This is a genomic window from Kribbella lupini, from assembly GCF_039529595.1.
GTDB classification, from domain to species: Bacteria; Actinomycetota; Actinomycetes; order Propionibacteriales; family Kribbellaceae; genus Kribbella; species Kribbella lupini.
Genome location: NZ_BAAANC010000002.1, coordinates 991,349 through 1,007,937, shown reverse-complemented (window position 1 = coordinate 1,007,937; position 16,589 = coordinate 991,349). Strand labels below are relative to the sequence as shown.

The following is a 16,589-nucleotide window of genomic DNA, read 5'->3' as shown; positions in this document are numbered from 1 at the left end:
GTTGGGCGTGCAGTGACCCGGTCAGGGTCACTCGGCCGTGTCGGCTCTGGGTGGGATTCCACATGAGCATCGATCTAGCTCGACGCAGCAGCACGGCAAGTGACCGGAAGATCGCCACCTTGACGGGGTGGTTGATGGTGATCACCTTCGTCACTTCGATTCCGGCGTTCTTCTTCCTGTACGCCCCTGTCCGGGACAATCCCGGGCTGATCACCGGGACGGGCGCCGACCCCACAGCGAGTGTGGCGTTGGGCGCTGTCCTCGAACTCGTCCTCATCGTCGCCAGCCTCGGCACCGCCGTCGTGCCCTACGCGATCTACAAGCGGTACAGCGAAGGCCTCGCACTGGGATACGTCGCCGCGCGCCTCGTGGAGGGCATGTTCACGGCCATCGGCATCCTCAGTCTGCTCACGTTCGTGTACATGCGGCAGGAAGGCACGGCCGACGCCGCACTCGGTCAGGCGTTCGTCGCGATCTACGACCGGGCGTTCCTGATCGGGCCAGGGGTTGTCGTCGGCGTCTCGAACGGACTGATTCTGGGCTGTCTGATGTACCGGACCGGTCTTGTGCCGCGGAAGCTGGCGATGTTCGGCCTGGTCGGAGGTCCGTTGATCATCCTGTCGGGAGTCGCGGTCATGTTCGACATCACCGACCGCGGGGGCGCATTGCAGGCCCTCGCGACGATCCCCGAGTTCATCTGGGAGCTGTCGTTCGGCATCTACCTCATCGTCAAGGGCTTCAAGCCCGCCCCGTAGCCAAGCCTCGGGCGCACCAAGTACGACGTGTGCCCGGTACGAGCAGGAGCAAGGCCATCGGTGCGCGGGGCACCGACATCGGTTCCGCCCCCAGACCCACCAGAGGAACACCATGGCCACCAGCACCACGGCAACCATGCGCGCGATCGTCCAGCACGCCTACGGCACGGCCGACGTCCTGCACCCTGAACGGATCGCCCGGCCCGAGATCTCCGGCTCCGAGGTCCTCGTCCGCGTGCACGCCGCCGGTCTCGACCGCGGCACCTGGCACCTGATGACGGGTACGCCGTACCTGCTTCGCCTCGCGTTCGGGCTCAGAGGACCGAAGAACCCGGTGGCGGGACGGGATGTCGCGGGCACGGTCGAGGCCGTCGGCCCGGCGGTGACCAGGTGGTCGGTGGGAGACGAGGTGTACGGCGTCGCGCCGGGCTCGTACGCCGAGTACGCCGTAGCCCGCGAGGACAAGCTCGCCCGGAAGCCCGCCGGCCTGTCCTTCGAGCAGGCCGCGGTGGTCCCGATCTCGGCGCTGACCGCGCTCGCCGCGGTGACCGCCGGGCGGATCGAGGCCGACCAGCACGTGCTTGTCACCGGAGCATCGGGCGGGGTCGGCAGTTACGTCGTACAGCTGGCGAAAGCCTTCGGCGCCGAAGTCACCGGCGTCGCCAGTACCGCCAAGCTCGACCTGGTGAAAGCCCTCGGCGCGGACCACGTCATCGACTACACCCGCGAGGGCTTCGCGGCGTCCGGCCCGTACGACCTGATCATCGACATCGCCGGCAATCCGTCCCTGTCCCGGCTGCGCCGCGCGCTCACGCCGACCGGCACAGCGGTACTCACCGGCGGCGAGGGCGGCGGCAAGCTGACCGGCGGCATGCACCGCCAGTTGGGTGCCCTGATCACGTCGCTGTTCCTGCGTCAGCGACTGACCATGGTCGTCAACAAGGAAAGCGGCAGGGATCTCGAGCGGATCACCGACCTGATCGAGACCGGCCAGGTGACGCCGAGCCTCGAGCGGACCTTCGCGCTCGACGACGTCCCGGACGCGATGCGTCACCTCATGGCCGGCAACGTGCGCGGCAAGGTCGCCATCACCATCTGAGCCGGCTCGGCAGGACACCCTTTTCCACGGGAGCAACCATGACCACGCCACCTCGTCCATGATCACCATCGACGGACTGACCAAGACCTACGGCACCACGCTCGCGGTCGACGACGTCACCTTCACCGCGGCTTCCGGCCGGGTGACCGGCTTCCTCGGCCCGAACGGCGCCGGGAAGTCGACCACGATGCGGATCATGGTCGGACTCACCCGGGCCACCTCCGGACACGCCACGATCTCCGGCCGCAGGTTCGCGGACCTGCCGAACCCAGGGCTCGAAGTGGGCGTCCTGCTCGACGCGTCCGCCCAGCACGCCGGTCGTACCGGCCGCGAAATTCTCACCCTTGCCCAGCAGTACATGGGCTTGCCGCGCGCACGCGTCGAAGAGATGCTCGCGGTGGTCAGCCTGACCCCGGACGAGGCCGGCCGGCGGGTGGGGGAGTACTCCCTGGGCATGCGTCAACGCCTCGGCATCGCGACCGCCCTGATCGGTGACCCGGAGGTGCTGATCCTCGACGAGCCCGCCAACGGGCTCGACCCGGCCGGTATCCGCTGGATGCGCGACCTGTTGCGCGGGTACGCCGACCGCGGCGGAACCGTCCTGCTCTCGTCGCACCTCCTGCACGAGATCGAGGTCATCGCCGACGACATCGTGATGATCGGCCTCGGCCGCATCGTCTCGCAAGGATCCAAGACCGATCTCCTGCGCGCGGCCGGCACCGTCGTACGCGCCGCAGACATCGCCCGGCTCGAGCAGGCGTTGACCGCCGCGGGACTCGTCACGACCCGCGCCGGAGACGGCGCGCTGCACACCGACACAGAAGCCGCACGAGTCGGCACCATCGCACTCGGGGCCGGTATCGCCCTGACCGAGTTGCGCGCTGCCGAAGGCGCCGGCCTCGAGGAGATGTTCCTCGAACTCACCTCCGCCAGCCAGCGAGAAGGAGTACCGGCATGACCGCCATCGCTGTGGAGACCGTCCGGGCAGGACGCACCAGCACACCACGCATCCCGCTGAGCCGGATCACGGCAGTCGAGCTCCGCAAGATGTTCGACACCCGCTCCGGCTTCTGGCTGATCGCCAGCATCGCCATCTCCGCTGTCCTCGCCGCCGGCGGCGTGATCCTGTTCGCCCCGAACGACCAGCTCACGTACTCCACCTTCGCGACCGCGATCCGTTTCCCGGTGGTGATCATCCTGCCGCTGATCGCGATCCTGGCCGTCACCAGCGAGTGGAGCCAAAGGACGGGGCTGACGACGTTCACGCTGGTCCCGCACCGGGGGCGGATCATTGCCGCCAAGGCGATCTCCTCGGTCGTCATCGCGATCGCGGCGATGGCCCTCACCTTCGCGGTCGGTGCCCTGGGCAACTTGTTGGGCGCGGCCGTCACCGGCGCCACTCTGGTGTGGGACGTGACCGTCACCCAGTGCCTGTACTACGTCCTGGGCATGGTCTTGAGCCTGCTGATCGGCTTCATGCTCGGCGTGCTCTTCCGAGCCTCGATCGGTGCCGTCGTCGCCTACTTCGTCTACACCTTCTTCCTGCCGACGATCTTCGGCCTGCTGGCCGGCAGTCAGCAGTGGTTCCACGACCTGCAGCCGTGGATCGACATCCAGTTCGCCCAGAGCGGCCTGTTCGTCTTCGACAAGTCGCTCACCGCAGAGCAGTGGGCCAACATCGGCGTCACCGGCATCGTCTGGCTCGTGGTCCCCCTGCTCGTCGGACTCCGCCAGGTGATGAGAGCCGAAGTGAAGTAGCAGGTCAGCGGCGAGCAGGAGCCCGGTATCAGTCAGCTTGTAAGACCTCTGGAGATGGTTTTGATGACAACGTCCGTTGCGTACCCGGTGCACGTGAACGCCGAGCTGGATCCGAGGCTGTCGCGGTGGCTCTGGCTGGTCAAGTGGGTGCTGGTGATCCCGCACTACGTCGTACTGGCGTTCCTGTGGATCGGATTCCTGCTGAGCTCGGTCGGTGCGTTCTTCGCGATCCTGTTCACCGGGCGCTACCCGCGGGCGATCTTCAACTACAACGTCGGCGTGATGCGATGGTCCTGGCGCGTGACGTACTACGCGTACGGCGCGCTCGGCACCGATCAGTACCCGCCCTTCACCTTGGCCGAGGTCAAGGACTACCCCGCGCACCTGTCCGTGGACTACCCCGAACACCTGTCGCGCGGACTCGTCCTGGTGAAGTGGTGGCTGCTCGCGATCCCGCACTACGTCATCGTCGGGGTCTTCGTCGGCGGCGGGGCCTGGGTCGCCAACCGCTCGGACAACTGGCAGTGGAACATCGGCAGCGGCGGCCTGGTCGGCATCCTGGTGATCATCGCCGCGGTCATCCTGGCCTTCACCGGGGCCTACCCCCGTCCGCTGTACGACGTGATCCTGGGCATGAACCGGTGGGCACTGCGGGTGGCCGGCTACGCGGCGCTGATGACCGACACCTACCCGCCGTTCCGGCTCGACCAAGGGGGAACGGATCCCGTCCTCGCGGTCCCGTCGGAGCAGTAGGGACCACACGCTCCGATCGAACGTGCTGCCTACGGGCGGAGAGTCGTTGCCCGGACTGTCATCCGCTCGCCCGGACGGTTGAAGATGCTGAGGATCTCCGCGGACCCGTCGCCGGTACTGCCGAACCAGTGCGGCGTCCGGGTGCTGAACTCGGCGATCTCGCCGGGTCCGAGCACCCAGTCGTCGTCGCCCAGCACGAGGCGCAGCCGGCCGGACAGGACGTAGATCCATTCGTGGCCGTCGTGTGCTCTGAGCTCGGGGACGACCTTGCCGGCCGGTACGACGATCTTCCACGCCTGCGTGCCGTCAGGCTGCTGCGTCAACGGAATCACTGTTCGGCCCTTGACCTGACCCGGCTTGAGCCGGATCCGCGGATCGCCCTGCACCGGCGCGGCGACGAGGTCGTCCAGCGGCACCCGATACACCTGCGACAGGGCGAGCAGCAGTTCCAGCGTCGGCCGTCGTTGTCCGGTCTCGAGCCGCGACAGCGTGCTCTTGGAGATTCCCGTCGCCGTCTCGACAGCGGTCAGGGTCATTCGGCGCTGCGCGCGCAACCGCTTGAGCCGCCCCCCGACCTTTTCGAGTACGACGGCAATCTCCGCCGCTGCGCTGTGGTCCACGCAGTCATCTGACGCCGATTTCCCACAAACAGCAACCTTTGTGGGCGAACGCCTTGTCCAGCCCCAGTCTCGGAACATGACCACACCATCGCTCGTTCCGAAACCTGTCCCGAAATCCCAGCCCGCCGTACCTGGACCTCCGACCAAGCACGAGTTGGCCGTGATGATCTGGCTGGCCGTGTTCCCGACCCTCACCGCCCTCAACCTCGCCCTTGGGGGCTGGCTCGGCACGCTGACGCCGGTCGTTCGGACCTTCGTCCTGGCGACCGTCGCCGTACCGATCGTCATCTACGGGTTCATGCCGCAGCTCCATCGGCTGCGCCGGCGCGTTCTGACCCGCCACGACCATGAGTAGCGAACCGCACGCCAGAACCGACTCGGCCGTCCGCGACGAGCTGCGTGCACGAACGACCGGCCCGCGCCGCGATCAGGAACTGGCGACCTGGCGGCTCCACCTCATGCGCTGCGGATACGCGTTCATGGGCGTGGGCATCGCCGTCGTCAAATGGCCCGTGCTGGTCCAGGACGCTCGATCGCTGCCGGTGATGGACAGCGTGGTTGCCTGCGTGCTCACGGCGATGTCCCTGCTGGCGTTCCTCGGGCTCAGGCACCCCACGCGCATGCTGCCGATCCTGCTGCTCGAGGTGGGCTGGAAGGTCATCTGGGTCAGCGCGGTGGCGGTGCCCCAGTGGATCGCCGGTGACCTGAACGCCGAAGCACGCGGCGTGCTGTTCCGCTGTGCCTTCGTCGTCGTCATCCTGGCCGTCATCCCTTGGCGCTACGCCTGGCGGCGCTACGCCCGGACCACAGGCGACGCCTGATGGATTCGTCCCGGCTCGCTCATCGGCTTTCTCGCGCGGCTGGTCGGGCGCGGTGCCCGGACCGTGTGCTTCGTCGATGGAGCGAACCGAGACGGATCCCTGGTCGTGCGTCAGTTGGGCTGGGTGCCTGTCACCGTGACCTCGGCCAGGCTGATCACGCCGGCGCTGGTGGCCGGCGACTGCACCTTGACGTACCGGGCGACGGTGTTGGTCGGCAGGCTGGTGACCGCCCCGGGGGTCGCCCCGAGGTTCAGCTTGGTCACGGTGGAGTCGGCCATCAGCTGGGCGTAGGTCCGGCCCGACATGCTGGCGGTGGAGAGGAACACCACCGCGTTGTTCAGCTTGTCGGCCGAGGCGTCGGTCCGGTTGTGCACCGTGACGTTGCTGACCCGGGAGCTGGTCAGCAGGTCGACCTGCCACCACGGCTGCGAGCTGGACGCCGTCCGGCTCACCGACCCGGCGGCGAAGATGCCGTTGGTGTTCCCGTCCACGGCCCGGGCGGCGGTGCCGACGTCGGTCGACGACTGCGTGGCCGGCCGGTTGGTGGACAGGTTCACGGCGCCGGTGGTGCCGCCGACCTGAAGCTCGGCCAGGTTCAGGGTGGTGATGATGCTCGACAGCTGCACCCGCACGTACCGGCCGGTGGCGTTGCCCGCGTTCAGGGTCAGGCTGTTGGTGGTGGACGAGAACGCCGCGAACGACAGCTCCTTCACCGAGTCGTCGGCCCGCAGCGCGGACATCGACCGGCCGTTCATGTCGGTCGAGGAGATGAACACCGAGCCGCTGCCCATCCGGTTCGAGTCGGTTCGGCTCCACACCGTGACCGTGGAGACGGCCGCCGCGGAACCGAGGTCGACCTGCCACCACGGCTGGGTGGAGAGGTTGGTCTGGGTCACCGAGCCGTTCGCGAACACGCCGTTGGTGTTGCCGTCCACCGCCCGGGCCGCCACCGCGCTACCGCTGGTGCTCGACTGGGTGGCGGTCTTGCCCCGGGCCAGGTTCGGACCGGTGACGGTCACCGTCGTGTTCGACACCGCGCTGTCCACCTTGCCGTCCCGCACGACCAGGCTGAAGGTCAGCGTGGTCGGTGTCGCCGGGGCCGTGAAGGTCGGCTTCTGCACTGTCCGGCTGGACAGCGTCACTGCCGGGCCACCGGTCTGGGTCCAGGTGTAGGTCAGCGGGTCGTTGTCGGCGTCGCGGCTGCCAGAGCCGTCCAGCGTCACGGGTACGCCGGACTCGGTCGACTGCGCCGCCCCCGCGCTCGCCACCGGCGCCGTGTTGGTGGTGACCGTGGTGGTGACGGCGGCGCTGTTGGCCTTGCCGTCCCGCACCACCAGGCTGAACGTCAGCGTGGTCCTGGTGGACGGGGCGGTGAAGGTCGGCTTCTGCACCGTCCGGCTGGACAGCGTCACCGCCGGCCCACCGGTCTGGGTCCACGTGTAGGTGAGCGGGTCGTTGTCGGCGTCGCGGCTGCCGGAGCCGTCCAGCGTCACCGCGGTACCCGTGGTGACCGTCTGCGCCGTACCGGCGTTCGCCACCGGCACCTGGTTGACCGCGCTGGTGGTGGTCACCGTGGTGGTCGCCGCCGCGCTGTTGGCGTGGCCGTCCCGCACCACCAGGCTGAAGGTCAGTGTGGACCCTGAGGACGGGGCGGTGAAGGTCGGCTTCGCCGCCGTCGTACTGGACAGCACCACCGCCGGTCCACCGGTCTGGGTCCACGCGTAGGTGAGGTCGTCGCCGTCGGCGTCGGTGCCGGACCCGTTCAGGGTCACGGTCGTACCAGCAACGACCGACTGCGGCGCACCGGCGTTCGCCACCGGGAGGTGGTTGTTCGACTCCGAGAGCGGCCGCGGGGTGCAGTTGCTCATCGAGACCGTGAAGGGCTGGACGTCGTTGTCCGTCTCGATCATGGCGCCGTCCTCGGAGCCGCTGAGCGAGATCGTGTACGCCTGGCCGGCGTTCACGCGGGTCTCCCGCCACTCGTCCGTACCGCGCTGCCACTCGACGATCAGGATCCGGCCGGTGACCACGCGAACGGTGCACCCGTCGGCCCAGGCACCCATGTACGGGTAGAGCGGAACGCCCGACTCCGAGTACACGGTGCGCGCGTTGTCGCCGGAGCGGCCGTTGCCCTGGTACGCCGTACCGACCGGCCAGGTGATCACGCCGCCGTACCAGTCACCGGGGTTCTCGCCGGTGCCGGCGTAGCGCCAGCGGGCGTTGACCCAGGAGACCGGGTCGCAAGTGGTGGGGTCGGTACAGGCGACCGGCGTCGGCGGGACCGGCGGGCCGGGCACGAAGGCGTACTCGAACGGCGAACCGCTCTGCACGCTGACGATGCTGTTGCCGCTCAGAGTGGTCGGCACGGTGTAGCTCTGGCCGGCCGACAGGTCGGCCAGTGACGCGTGCGAGTCCCCGACCGGGCCGGAGAACACGGTGGCGCTGCCCGAGGTGACGGTGATCTTCCAGTTCGCCACCTGCGGGGCCGGCGCGTAGACGTCGTGCGAGGCGGTGTAGCCGTACCGGGCCCGGCTGGGGTCGGTCTCGGCCGGCCAGACGGCGGCGTACCCGCTGTCCGACGGACCCCACGGGCACGGGCTGCTGGTGCAGCTCCACGTCACCCGGGGCGACTGGCCGTCGCCGGCCGGCGGGGGCGTGACCGGCCCACCCGGGGTGAACGTGTACTCGAACGCGGAGCCGCTCTGCACGCTGACGATGCTGCTGCTGCTCAGGGTGCTGGACACGGTGTAGCTCTCGCCGGCCGACAGCGTGGCCAGCGACGAGTGCGAGTCGTCGGCCGGGCCTGCGTAAACCGTGGCGCTGCCGGAGGTGACGGTGATCTTCCAGCCGGCCACCTTGGACACCTGCGCGTAGACGTCCGCGGAGACGGTGTAGCCGTAGCGGGCCCGGACCGGCTGGGCCGCGGCCGGCCAGACTGCCGCGTTGCTGGTGTAGCTCTGGCCTGACGGGCACGGGCTGCTGGTGCAGTCCCAGGTGGCCAGCACCGAGCCGTCACCGGAGGCCGGCGGCGGGTCGGTCGGGGTGCCGGGGGTGATCGTGTACTCGAACGACCCACCGTCCTGCACGCTGACGAGGCTGCTGTTACTCAGCGTGCTGGGCAGGGTGTAGCTGTCGCCGGTCTGCAGACTGGCCAGCGACGAGTGCGAGTCGTCCGCCGGGCCGGCGAACACGGTGGCACTGCCGGACGTGACGGTGATCTTCCAGCCCGCCACCTTGGGCGCCGGGGCGTACACGTCGTGGGAGACGGTGTAGCCGTAACGGGCCCGGACCGGCTCGGCCGCGGCCGGCCAGACCGCCGTGTTGCTGGTGTCCGACGGGCCCCACGGGCACGGGCTGCTGGTGCAGGACCAGGTCGCCACGACGGAGGACACAGGATCACCCTCGGCTGCCAGCGCGGGCGGGGCAGCGAGCCCCAGCACCATCGTGACCGCGGTAGTGAGAACGAAAAATGCGGTCGCAAAACGTTTCAACATGCCGGCCCCCCGGATTATGACTCTCTGCTTTCGGCAAACCGTAGCCCAAGTCGCTCTCTGTCAACCGAAAAAGATGCAAAAAGATGCAACCCAGAACCATTTGTTATGGACTTCATCACGCTACGGAAAAGCCCAATTACTCCTTGATGAGACCCATTGCTCATCGATGAGAAACAAGTGGTGAATACACCGACTACGGAACTTCCAGCTCGCGGAGCTCGGCGCGGCCTTCGTCGGCGCGGTCCGGGAGCAGGGTGAGAGTCACTGCTCGCTCGAAGCGCGCACCGATGCGTTCGAACGCGTCAGTGGCGGCCAGGAGCGTGTCCGGGACGCCTGCCAGGCGGCCAGTTGCCCTCAGGAGGCAGGCCGCGGCCCAGTCGTTCTCCTGGCTCAGCGGGCCGGCTCGCTCGATGAGTTCGGCCGCGTCAGGCAGGCCGGCCACCACGGCCAGTTCGGCCGCACCGGCCCGCGCGTACGGCGCCCACCAGTACTCGCCGAAGTCCTCGAAGGCACGCCGTACGACGTCCTCGGCGTCCTCGGTACGGCGCAGGTGCACGGCCACCCGCGCCTGCGCGAACAGCGCGGGAGCTTCGAGCCAGGGAGCGTCTGCCAACGCGGCGCAGCCGGCGACCTCGAGGGCGCGCTCCTGCCAGGTGTCGTAGTGGCCGTCATCGCGCAGACCGTGGACCATCGCAGCGACTGCCAGCGCGGACGCCATCCACTCGATGGGTGGACGGCCGGCGCGTTTCCACCGTTCCCAGAGGGCGTCCGTCTGCTTGACGCAAGTGTCGAAATCGCCGGTGAGCGCCGTCACCCGGATCAGCCGGGGCAGGGAGATGTATGGATGGTCACCCACAGGGTCGTCGGGGGCACCCAGCGTCTCCGCTGCCGCCCGCAGGTCGCCGACCGCGACCGCCGTGGTCGGCCAGACGTGGAAGGCGTCGATGATCTCGGCGGCGGCGTACGGCTCGTGCCGCGGCAGCGGTCTGGTCAACCGCATCCGCTCCACGGCGCCGGCGCGGGCCTCGCGGAGGTGACCCGAGTTCGCGGCAGCGACCATGGCGGCGTCGATCGCGCCCGCGATCAGGACCGGATCGCCGGTTCCGCGGGCGGCCTCGACGGCCGCGCGGGCGAAGTGGGGATCGGCGTCGATCCGGGGGCGGCCGCTGGACCAGGCCTTCGCGGTCGCAAGGAGCGCGGCGACGTGCGGATCGCCCGGTACGGCGCTCTCGACCGCCTGGGCGAGCATCCGATCGGTGTCCTCGGGCGCGAACTGGTACAGGTCCCCGGTGGGGTAGCGGTTGACCGCGATCACCGCGGTGGCCAGCATCGTGGCCCGAACGTTGCCATCGGCAACTGCGCGGTCGGCGGCGTCGAGCAGGAGCCGGACCTGGGTCTGGGCCTCCGACACGGCGAGCGTGGCGTCGCCGGCGGACCGCAGGTCGAGGGCAGCGGTGACTCCGTCGGCGGCGCGGTCCGCCGCCGCCCGGTAGTGGCCGATCGACTCGACGAACTCCCGCCGGGCGAAGCTCAGATGACCGAGGGAGCGCGCCAGCCGGTGGGCGGTCCTGTCGGCCTCGGGCGGAGTCGCCGACAGGGCGGCGCGCAGGTCCGCGACGACCTCGTCGTACGCCGGTTGCCAGCCGTCGTCGTCGAGCTGGGCCTCGAGCTCGCCGGCGCGATCAGCGGCCCAGTGCAGGACGCTGTCCCGGGCGATGGCGAGCTCTTCGCGGGTCAGCTGGTCGCGGGCGAACTCCCGGATGGTTTCGAGGAGCAGCCAGCGGGACCCGCGGCGCAGGACGAGGCTCTTGTCGGTCAGCCGTCCGAGGAGATCAGCGACCTCGCCGCGGCCGAGTTCGGGGCTGACTGCGCAGGCGGCGGCCAGGTCGAAGCCACCGACGTACGTCGACAACCGCCGGAGCAGCAGCTTCTCGGCCTCGTCCAGCAGGTCGTAGCTCCAGCCGATCACCGCATTCAGCGACCGGTGCCGTACGTCGACGCCGCGGCCGCCGCTGAGCAACCGGAGCCGGTCGTCGAGCGCTACTCGCAGGCCATCCGCACCGAGCGAACCGATCCGGGCGGCTGCCAGCTCGATTGCCAGCGGCATCCGGTCAAGGCGCGCACAGATCTCGTCGACGTCCGCTGAGGTGTCGAAAGTGGGGTCGGCCGCCCGGGCTCGCTCGACGAACAGCTCGCCGGCCGCGTCCAGTGGCGGCAGCAGCACCGTCTGCTCACCGGGTACGCCGAGTCGCTCCCGGCTGGTGGCGAGGACGGTCACGCCCGAGCAGCCGTCGAGTAGACGCTCCACCAGCTCGGCGACCTCGTCCACCAGGTGCTCGCAGTTGTCCAGCACGAGCAGCCACTGCCCAGTCTGCAACTGCTCGACCAGCACCTGCTCGAGACTCTGCGGCGGACGCTCGGCCACCCCCAGGACAGTGGCGACCGTCCGCGTCACCAGACCGGCACGCACCGGTACCAAGTCCACAAAGGCCCCCGACGCACCGGTCCCACCTGCCACCACCGTGGCCAGGCGCGTCTTCCCCATCCCGCCAGGCCCTAGCAGCGTCACGAGTCGCGCCCGACCGAGCGCCTCGCGGACCGCAGACAGCTCCTCGGCGCGGCCGACGAAACTCGTCCGCCCAGCGGGCAGACCACTCATCCCCGGTCCATCGGCTGCCTGCGCGGGCGGCGCCTCCACCAGGTCGGCCAGCTCACGGCGGTTGGCCACGGCGTACTTGCGCAGGAGCGACGACACGTGGCTCTCGACTGTGCGCACCGAGATGTGCAGCGCGCGGGCGATCTGCGCGTTCGTTCGATGGTTCGCGAGGGCGGCGAGCACCTCCGCCTCGCGGGCGGACACCTCCGGCATCCGCTCATCATGACCGATCCGTGGTGCATCAGTGGTGGGCACGGATGTGGGTCGGTGGTCCTCGCGGCGAGATTGGACGTACCAGTTCAACCCCTTGGAGGTAGTGATGAGTACGACGATGACGACCACCCGCCGGCCGCGCACGGGGACCGTGGCGCTGTGGGTGGTGCAGGTCCTGCTGGCCGGTTCGTTCGTGCTCGCGGCGCTGCCGAAGCTGACGGGTGACCAGGTGATGGTCGACATGTTCGCGTTGATCGGCGCCGGGCAGTGGCTCAGGTACGCCGTCGGCGCGCTGGAGCTGGCCGGGGCGGTCGCGCTGCTCGTGCCGCGGCTCGGTGGGGCGGCCGCGCTCGGCCTGTCCGGGCTGATGGCCGGTGCGATCGTGACGAACGTGGCCGTGCTCGGCGTCTCCGCGGCGGTGCCGGCGACGTACCTGGTGCTCGCCGGCGTGATCGCATGGTTCCGGCGGGACTCGATCGTGGGTCTGGTCCGATGATCGCGGCGTTCGAGGGGTCGCTGCTGCGGCCCGGCGATGCGGAGTACGAGTCGAGCCGGACGGTGTGGAACGCGATGGTCGACCGTCGCCCGGCGGTGATCGCGCGGTGCGCGAGTACGGCGGACGTCGTCGCGGCACTGCGGCACGGGCAGGCGGCGGGGCTCGAGATCGGCGTGCGGTGCGGCGGGCACAGCTTCCTCGGCCTGCCAGTCGTGGAGGACGGGCTGCTGATCGATCTGTCCAGGCTCAGCTCGGTGCAGGTCGACCCGGTCCGGCGCCGCGCGCGGGTCGGCGGCGGCGCGCTGCTCGGTGACCTCGACGTCGCGGCCCAGCGCTACGGTCTCGCCACCACGGCCGGCAACGTCTCCCACACCGGTGTCGGTGGGCTGACCCTCGGCGGCGGCATCGGCTGGCTGGCCCGGCAGTATGGCCTGACCTGCGACAACGTGGAGTCGTACGAGCTGGTCACCGCCGACGGAGTCGTACGGCGGGTCTCGGCGACCGAGCACCCCGACCTCTTCTGGGGACTCCGCGGGGGCGGTGGCGCGTTCGGCGTGGTGACCTCGTTCGAGTTCCGGCTACACCCGGTCGGAACCCGGGCGCTCTGCGTCGACCTTCACTACAGACTGGAGGATGCCGGTACGGCGCTCCGCGGCTGGCGTGACCTGTTCGCCGGTACGCCGCGCCAAGCGACGCCCGTTGCCCGGGTGACCCAGGTCAACGGACGGCCCATGGCGACGATCGGGTACGTCTGGGTCGGCGACCCGCGCGAGGGCCTCGAACTGCTTCCGTCGTACCAGGCGGTCGGCAGACCGGTCGGGCAGACGGTCCGGCATCTCAGCTACCTGGACCTGCAGACCCGGTCCGACGACGCCGACCGCCACGCCCTCCGCCGCTACTGCAAGGGCCACTACCTGCGCACGCTCCCGGACGCGGCCATCGACGCATTCCTTGCCGATGGCAAGCACCCCGGCCGGCTGACCCTCAACGGCGGCGCCATCGCCGACGTCCCCGACGACGCGACGGCGTTCAGCCACCGCGACGCGCTGATCGAGTTCACCACCGGCGACGACTGGACCGACCCGGACGAGGACGACGCCCGCGTCGCCGCCACCCGCGCCTACGCCGCGGGTCTGACGCCGTACACCAGTGGCACCTACGTCAACACCATCGCCGACGCCGACAGTGCCGCCATCCACCGCGCCTACTCACCCGCCAAACTGGCCGCCCTGCAAGCACTCAAACACACCTACGACCCGACCAACGTCTTCACCCGCACCCCGCTGAACACGCCCGGTCGCGTGCTCTCGGCGTGACAGGGCCGGATTCGGTGAGCTGATGCACGCCTTCGGGATGGACTCGGACGGGGTTCGAGTTGCCCGTCGGCTTTCGAGGTCAGCAGCAGGTCTGTAGGTAGGCCTGGAGGTCGGACAGGGCTGCGGCGGCGCCGGCTTTGTCGGCTCGGTAGAGGACTGCCTTGCCTTCGCGGCGGGAGGTGACGATGCCGCCGCGGCGGAGGAGGTCCAGTTGCTGGGAGGCGGTGGACTGGCCGATGGCGGCTTGTTCGGCGACCTCGTTGACGGACAGTTCGGCGCCGCGGGCGAACAGGAGCATGATGCGCTGGCGGGTCGGGTTCGACAGGGCCTTCAGGAAGTCGTGGGTGGCGGCCTGGAGCTGTACCGGTTCTGCGGGAGCGCTGTCAGCCTTCTTCGCCATGGTGACCAGGGTAATCAGTATCGACGTTTCGTCATATCGGGATATTACGATATGTTCGGCTCATGACTTCTGATGCAGTGGTGATTGTCGGTGGAGGGCAGTCTGGGCTTGCTGGGGCGTTCGCTGTTCGCGAGGCCGGGGTGCGGCCGGTGGTGCTGGAGGCCGGCGATCGGACCGTTGGATCGTGGCCGGAGTACTACGACAGCTTGACGCTCTTCTCTCCTGCTCGGTTCAGCGGCTTCCCCGGAGCGCCGTTCCCCGGTGAGCAGGACCGTTACCCGACGCGGGACGAGGTTGTCTCCTACCTCGACAAGCTCGGCGTCGGTCTCGACGCGGAGATCCACCTCAAGACTCGGGTCGCGACGGTGGAGACCTCTGGTGCAGGCTTCGTCCTGCGTACGGCTGCTGGCGGGGAGTTCCGGGCTGCTGGTGTGATTTGTGCGAGCGGGTCGTTCAGCCGGCCGTACGTGCCGCAGATCCCCGGCGACTTCACCGGCCAGATCCTCCACGTCGCGCAGTACCGCGGTCCTCAGCAGTACGCCGGTCAGCGGGTTGTCGTGGTCGGCGCCGGCAACTCCGCGATCCAGGTTGGCTACGAGTTGGCCGAGTTGGCCGACGTGACCTTGGCCGTACGGCGACCCGTGCAGTTCGTGCCGCAGGTCCGTGCTGGCCGTGACATGCACTTCTGGCTGCATGCTCTGCGACTGGACCTTCTGCCGCCTTCGGTCTTGAGCCGGCTCATCCGCGGGACGCCGGTCTTCGACACGGGCCTCTACGCTGCGGCACTCGAGTCAGGTCTGCTCGACCAGAGGCCGATGTTCACCCGGTTCGAGGGCGACCAGGTGGTGTGGTCCGACGGCAGTCGCGAGCACGTCGACACCGTCATTCTGGCGACCGGCTACCGGCCGAACCTTCCGTACCTGGAAGGCCTGGGCGCACTCGACGAGACAGGCATGCCGAAGCACCGGCGCGGCCTGTCGTTGACCCATCCGGGTCTGGCCTACCTCGGCCTCGAGTTCCAGCGCTCGTTTTCGTCGAACACGTTGCGCAGGGTTTCGCGCGACGCTCAGTACGTCGCTCGGCGCCTGCTGGCGCGGTAGGCAACCGTGATACGAGCAGTAGCAGTAAACCCGCTACGACGCAGGCGGCAGCGACTGCGACGACGAGGAATCGGTAGCCGGCGGTTGCTGCGATGAGGGCGCCGCCGAGTGGGGCCGAGGCTCTGGCTACCAGGACGGGCGCGGCCAGGGTGCCGGCGATTGTGCCGTAGCCGCTGGCGCCGTAGCGGTCCAGCAGGATTGCGGGGGTTGCGATCGAGGCTACGCCGAAGCCGAGGCCGAAGAGGATCAGGCAGCCGACGGCTCCGGCGGTGTGTCGTCCGACGACTGGGAGCATGGAGAGTGCTGCTCCTTGGAGGACGAAGATCGCTCCGGCAATGGTGGCCATGGGCAACCATCGGGTGGACAGGGTGGTGACGATGCGGCCGGTGACCGACAGGAGGCCGAGCAGGCCGGCGAGGGTCGCGGCGACGGTGGCTGGGTGGCCGAGGGTGATCAGGTAGAGGACCAGGTGGACGGCGATGACGGCGAGGGCGGCGCCGTTCAGGACGAACGTTGCCGCTAGTAGCCAGAAGGCGGGATCGCGGAACGCTCGGCTGGGGGAGGGGCGGGTGTGCCGCGGCATGTGAGCGGCGGGCGCTCGGGTGCTTCGTAGTACTAGGCCGTGCAGCGGCACGGTGACGACTGCGAGGAGAACGGCCAGGACGACGAGGGCGGAGCGCCATTGCAGGTGGGCGACCAGTTGGCCGGTGAGGGGGATGAAGATCGAGCTGGCGAAGCCGGCGACCAGGGTGACGGCGAGCAGGGCTCTCGCGCGCCGGGCGGGAGTGGTGACGGCGACGATGACGGCGAAGGCCGGCTCGTACAGGACCATCGCTGATGCGATGCCGATGGCAACGAACACGGCGTACAGCTGGGCCGCGGTCTGGACCTGCGACCAGCAGAGCACAGCTGTTGCGCCGAGCATGGAACCGACGGTCATCAAGGCATGGCCGCCGCGGGCGTCGAGCCAGCGTCCGACCGGGATCGACAGCAGGCCGGAGACGAGTACGGCGACGGTCAGTGCTCCGGCCGCTGTCGTGGTCGAGATGCCCAGTTCGCGGCTCATCGGGCCGAGGATGACGCTGAAGGCGTAGTAGAGGACGCCGTA

Annotated in this window: 14 protein-coding genes and 1 pseudogene; 10 read left to right on the top strand and 5 right to left on the bottom strand. The window is 69.3% G+C overall.

All coding sequences use genetic code 11. The annotated features are described in order from the left end of the window. Positions 1-62 precede the first annotated feature (62 nt). From ABD235_RS18020 to ABD235_RS18000, 5 genes are all read left to right on the top strand, one after another. Complete coding sequence (locus ABD235_RS18020; RefSeq protein ID WP_344175369.1) at positions 63-755, top strand: DUF4386 domain-containing protein; 693 nt, start codon at positions 63-65, stop codon at positions 753-755. Between the two features lie 112 nt (positions 756-867). Continuing rightward, entirely contained in the window at positions 868-1,854 is a 987-nt protein-coding gene (locus ABD235_RS18015) for an NAD(P)-dependent alcohol dehydrogenase (RefSeq protein WP_344175366.1), read from the top strand. Between the two features lie 58 nt (positions 1,855-1,912). Beyond that, positions 1,913-2,812: an ABC transporter ATP-binding protein gene (locus ABD235_RS18010; protein WP_344175364.1), complete on the top strand. Its 900-nt coding sequence runs from the start codon at positions 1,913-1,915 to the stop codon at positions 2,810-2,812. Further along, on the top strand, positions 2,809-3,612 hold the full coding sequence (locus tag ABD235_RS18005; protein ID WP_344175362.1) for an ABC transporter permease: 804 nt from the start codon (positions 2,809-2,811) through the stop codon (positions 3,610-3,612). Before ABD235_RS18010 ends, ABD235_RS18005 begins: the two co-directional genes overlap by 4 nt. 63 nt (positions 3,613-3,675) lie before the next feature. After that, positions 3,676-4,365: a DUF4389 domain-containing protein gene (locus tag ABD235_RS18000; protein ID WP_344175360.1), complete on the top strand. Its 690-nt coding sequence runs from the start codon at positions 3,676-3,678 to the stop codon at positions 4,363-4,365. 29 nt (positions 4,366-4,394) lie between these two features. Here the strand turns inward: ABD235_RS18000 and ABD235_RS17995 are convergent, their stop codons facing one another. Continuing rightward, entirely contained in the window at positions 4,395-4,985 is a 591-nt protein-coding gene (locus ABD235_RS17995; protein ID WP_344175358.1) for a helix-turn-helix domain-containing protein, read from the bottom strand. 76 nt (positions 4,986-5,061) lie between these two features. Between ABD235_RS17995 and ABD235_RS17990 the strand changes: the two genes are divergently transcribed. Both ABD235_RS17990 and ABD235_RS17985 read left to right on the top strand, forming a co-directional pair. Beyond that, positions 5,062-5,340 (top strand): putative antibiotic biosynthesis monooxygenase, encoded by a 279-nt coding sequence (locus ABD235_RS17990; protein ID WP_344175356.1) that lies wholly within the window; start codon positions 5,062-5,064, stop codon positions 5,338-5,340. Next, complete coding sequence (locus ABD235_RS17985; RefSeq protein ID WP_344175354.1) at positions 5,333-5,806, top strand: hypothetical protein; 474 nt, start codon at positions 5,333-5,335, stop codon at positions 5,804-5,806. Before ABD235_RS17990 ends, ABD235_RS17985 begins: the two co-directional genes overlap by 8 nt. A 110-nt stretch (positions 5,807-5,916) precedes the next feature. Here the strand turns inward: ABD235_RS17985 and ABD235_RS17980 are convergent, their stop codons facing one another. Both ABD235_RS17980 and ABD235_RS17975 read right to left on the bottom strand, forming a co-directional pair. Further along, complete coding sequence (locus tag ABD235_RS17980) at positions 5,917-9,198, bottom strand: PKD domain-containing protein (protein ID WP_344175352.1); 3,282 nt, start codon at positions 9,196-9,198, stop codon at positions 5,917-5,919. 295 nt (positions 9,199-9,493) lie between these two features. Continuing rightward, positions 9,494-12,169, bottom strand: a complete 2,676-nt coding sequence (locus ABD235_RS17975) for an ATP-binding protein (protein ID WP_344175350.1) — start codon at positions 12,167-12,169, stop codon at positions 9,494-9,496. A gap of 106 nt (positions 12,170-12,275) precedes the next feature. Here ABD235_RS17975 and ABD235_RS17970 point away from each other — a divergent pair, with 106 nt between their 5' ends. Further along, positions 12,276-12,665: a DoxX family protein gene (locus ABD235_RS17970; RefSeq protein ID WP_344175348.1), complete on the top strand. Its 390-nt coding sequence runs from the start codon at positions 12,276-12,278 to the stop codon at positions 12,663-12,665. Further along, positions 12,662-13,981 (top strand): FAD-binding oxidoreductase, encoded by a 1,320-nt coding sequence (locus ABD235_RS17965; RefSeq protein WP_344175347.1) that lies wholly within the window; start codon positions 12,662-12,664, stop codon positions 13,979-13,981. The genes ABD235_RS17970 and ABD235_RS17965 overlap by 4 nt, the downstream gene beginning before the upstream one ends. Positions 13,982-14,060: 79 nt before the next feature. Here the strand turns inward: ABD235_RS17965 and ABD235_RS17960 are convergent, their stop codons facing one another. Beyond that, on the bottom strand, positions 14,061-14,381 hold the full coding sequence (locus tag ABD235_RS17960; RefSeq protein WP_344175344.1) for an ArsR/SmtB family transcription factor: 321 nt from the start codon (positions 14,379-14,381) through the stop codon (positions 14,061-14,063). A gap of 62 nt (positions 14,382-14,443) precedes the next feature. Between ABD235_RS17960 and ABD235_RS17955 the strand changes: the two genes are divergently transcribed. Continuing rightward, a complete protein-coding gene (locus ABD235_RS17955) occupies positions 14,444-15,481 on the top strand; it encodes a flavin-containing monooxygenase (protein ID WP_344175342.1) in 1,038 nt (345 codons plus the stop codon). A gap of 208 nt (positions 15,482-15,689) precedes the next feature. Here ABD235_RS17955 and ABD235_RS17950 read toward each other — a convergent pair. Next, positions 15,690-16,547 (bottom strand): annotated as a pseudogene (locus ABD235_RS17950) (MFS transporter); the annotation flags it as partial. Between the last annotated feature and the right edge of the window lie 42 nt (positions 16,548-16,589).

What these genes read in the sequence shown, in the direction of transcription:
- ABD235_RS17975 (WP_344175350.1), bottom strand. Translation starts at nt 12,169, where the DNA reads ATGCCGGAGGTGTCCGCCCGCGAGGCGGAGGTGCTCGCCGCCCTCGCG.
- ABD235_RS17955 (WP_344175342.1), top strand. Translation starts at nt 14,444, where the DNA reads ATGACTTCTGATGCAGTGGTGATTGTCGGTGGAGGGCAGTCTGGGCTT.
- ABD235_RS17970 (WP_344175348.1), top strand. Translation starts at nt 12,276, where the DNA reads ATGAGTACGACGATGACGACCACCCGCCGGCCGCGCACGGGGACCGTG.
- ABD235_RS18005 (WP_344175362.1), top strand. Translation starts at nt 2,809, where the DNA reads ATGACCGCCATCGCTGTGGAGACCGTCCGGGCAGGACGCACCAGCACA.
- ABD235_RS18000 (WP_344175360.1), top strand. Translation starts at nt 3,676, where the DNA reads ATGACAACGTCCGTTGCGTACCCGGTGCACGTGAACGCCGAGCTGGAT.
- ABD235_RS17990 (WP_344175356.1), top strand. Translation starts at nt 5,062, where the DNA reads ATGACCACACCATCGCTCGTTCCGAAACCTGTCCCGAAATCCCAGCCC.
- ABD235_RS18020 (WP_344175369.1), top strand. Translation starts at nt 63, where the DNA reads ATGAGCATCGATCTAGCTCGACGCAGCAGCACGGCAAGTGACCGGAAG.
- ABD235_RS17965 (WP_344175347.1), top strand. Translation starts at nt 12,662, where the DNA reads ATGATCGCGGCGTTCGAGGGGTCGCTGCTGCGGCCCGGCGATGCGGAG.
- ABD235_RS17960 (WP_344175344.1), bottom strand. Translation starts at nt 14,381, where the DNA reads ATGGCGAAGAAGGCTGACAGCGCTCCCGCAGAACCGGTACAGCTCCAG.
- ABD235_RS17985 (WP_344175354.1), top strand. Translation starts at nt 5,333, where the DNA reads ATGAGTAGCGAACCGCACGCCAGAACCGACTCGGCCGTCCGCGACGAG.
- ABD235_RS18015 (WP_344175366.1), top strand. Translation starts at nt 868, where the DNA reads ATGGCCACCAGCACCACGGCAACCATGCGCGCGATCGTCCAGCACGCC.
- ABD235_RS18010 (WP_344175364.1), top strand. Translation starts at nt 1,913, where the DNA reads ATGATCACCATCGACGGACTGACCAAGACCTACGGCACCACGCTCGCG.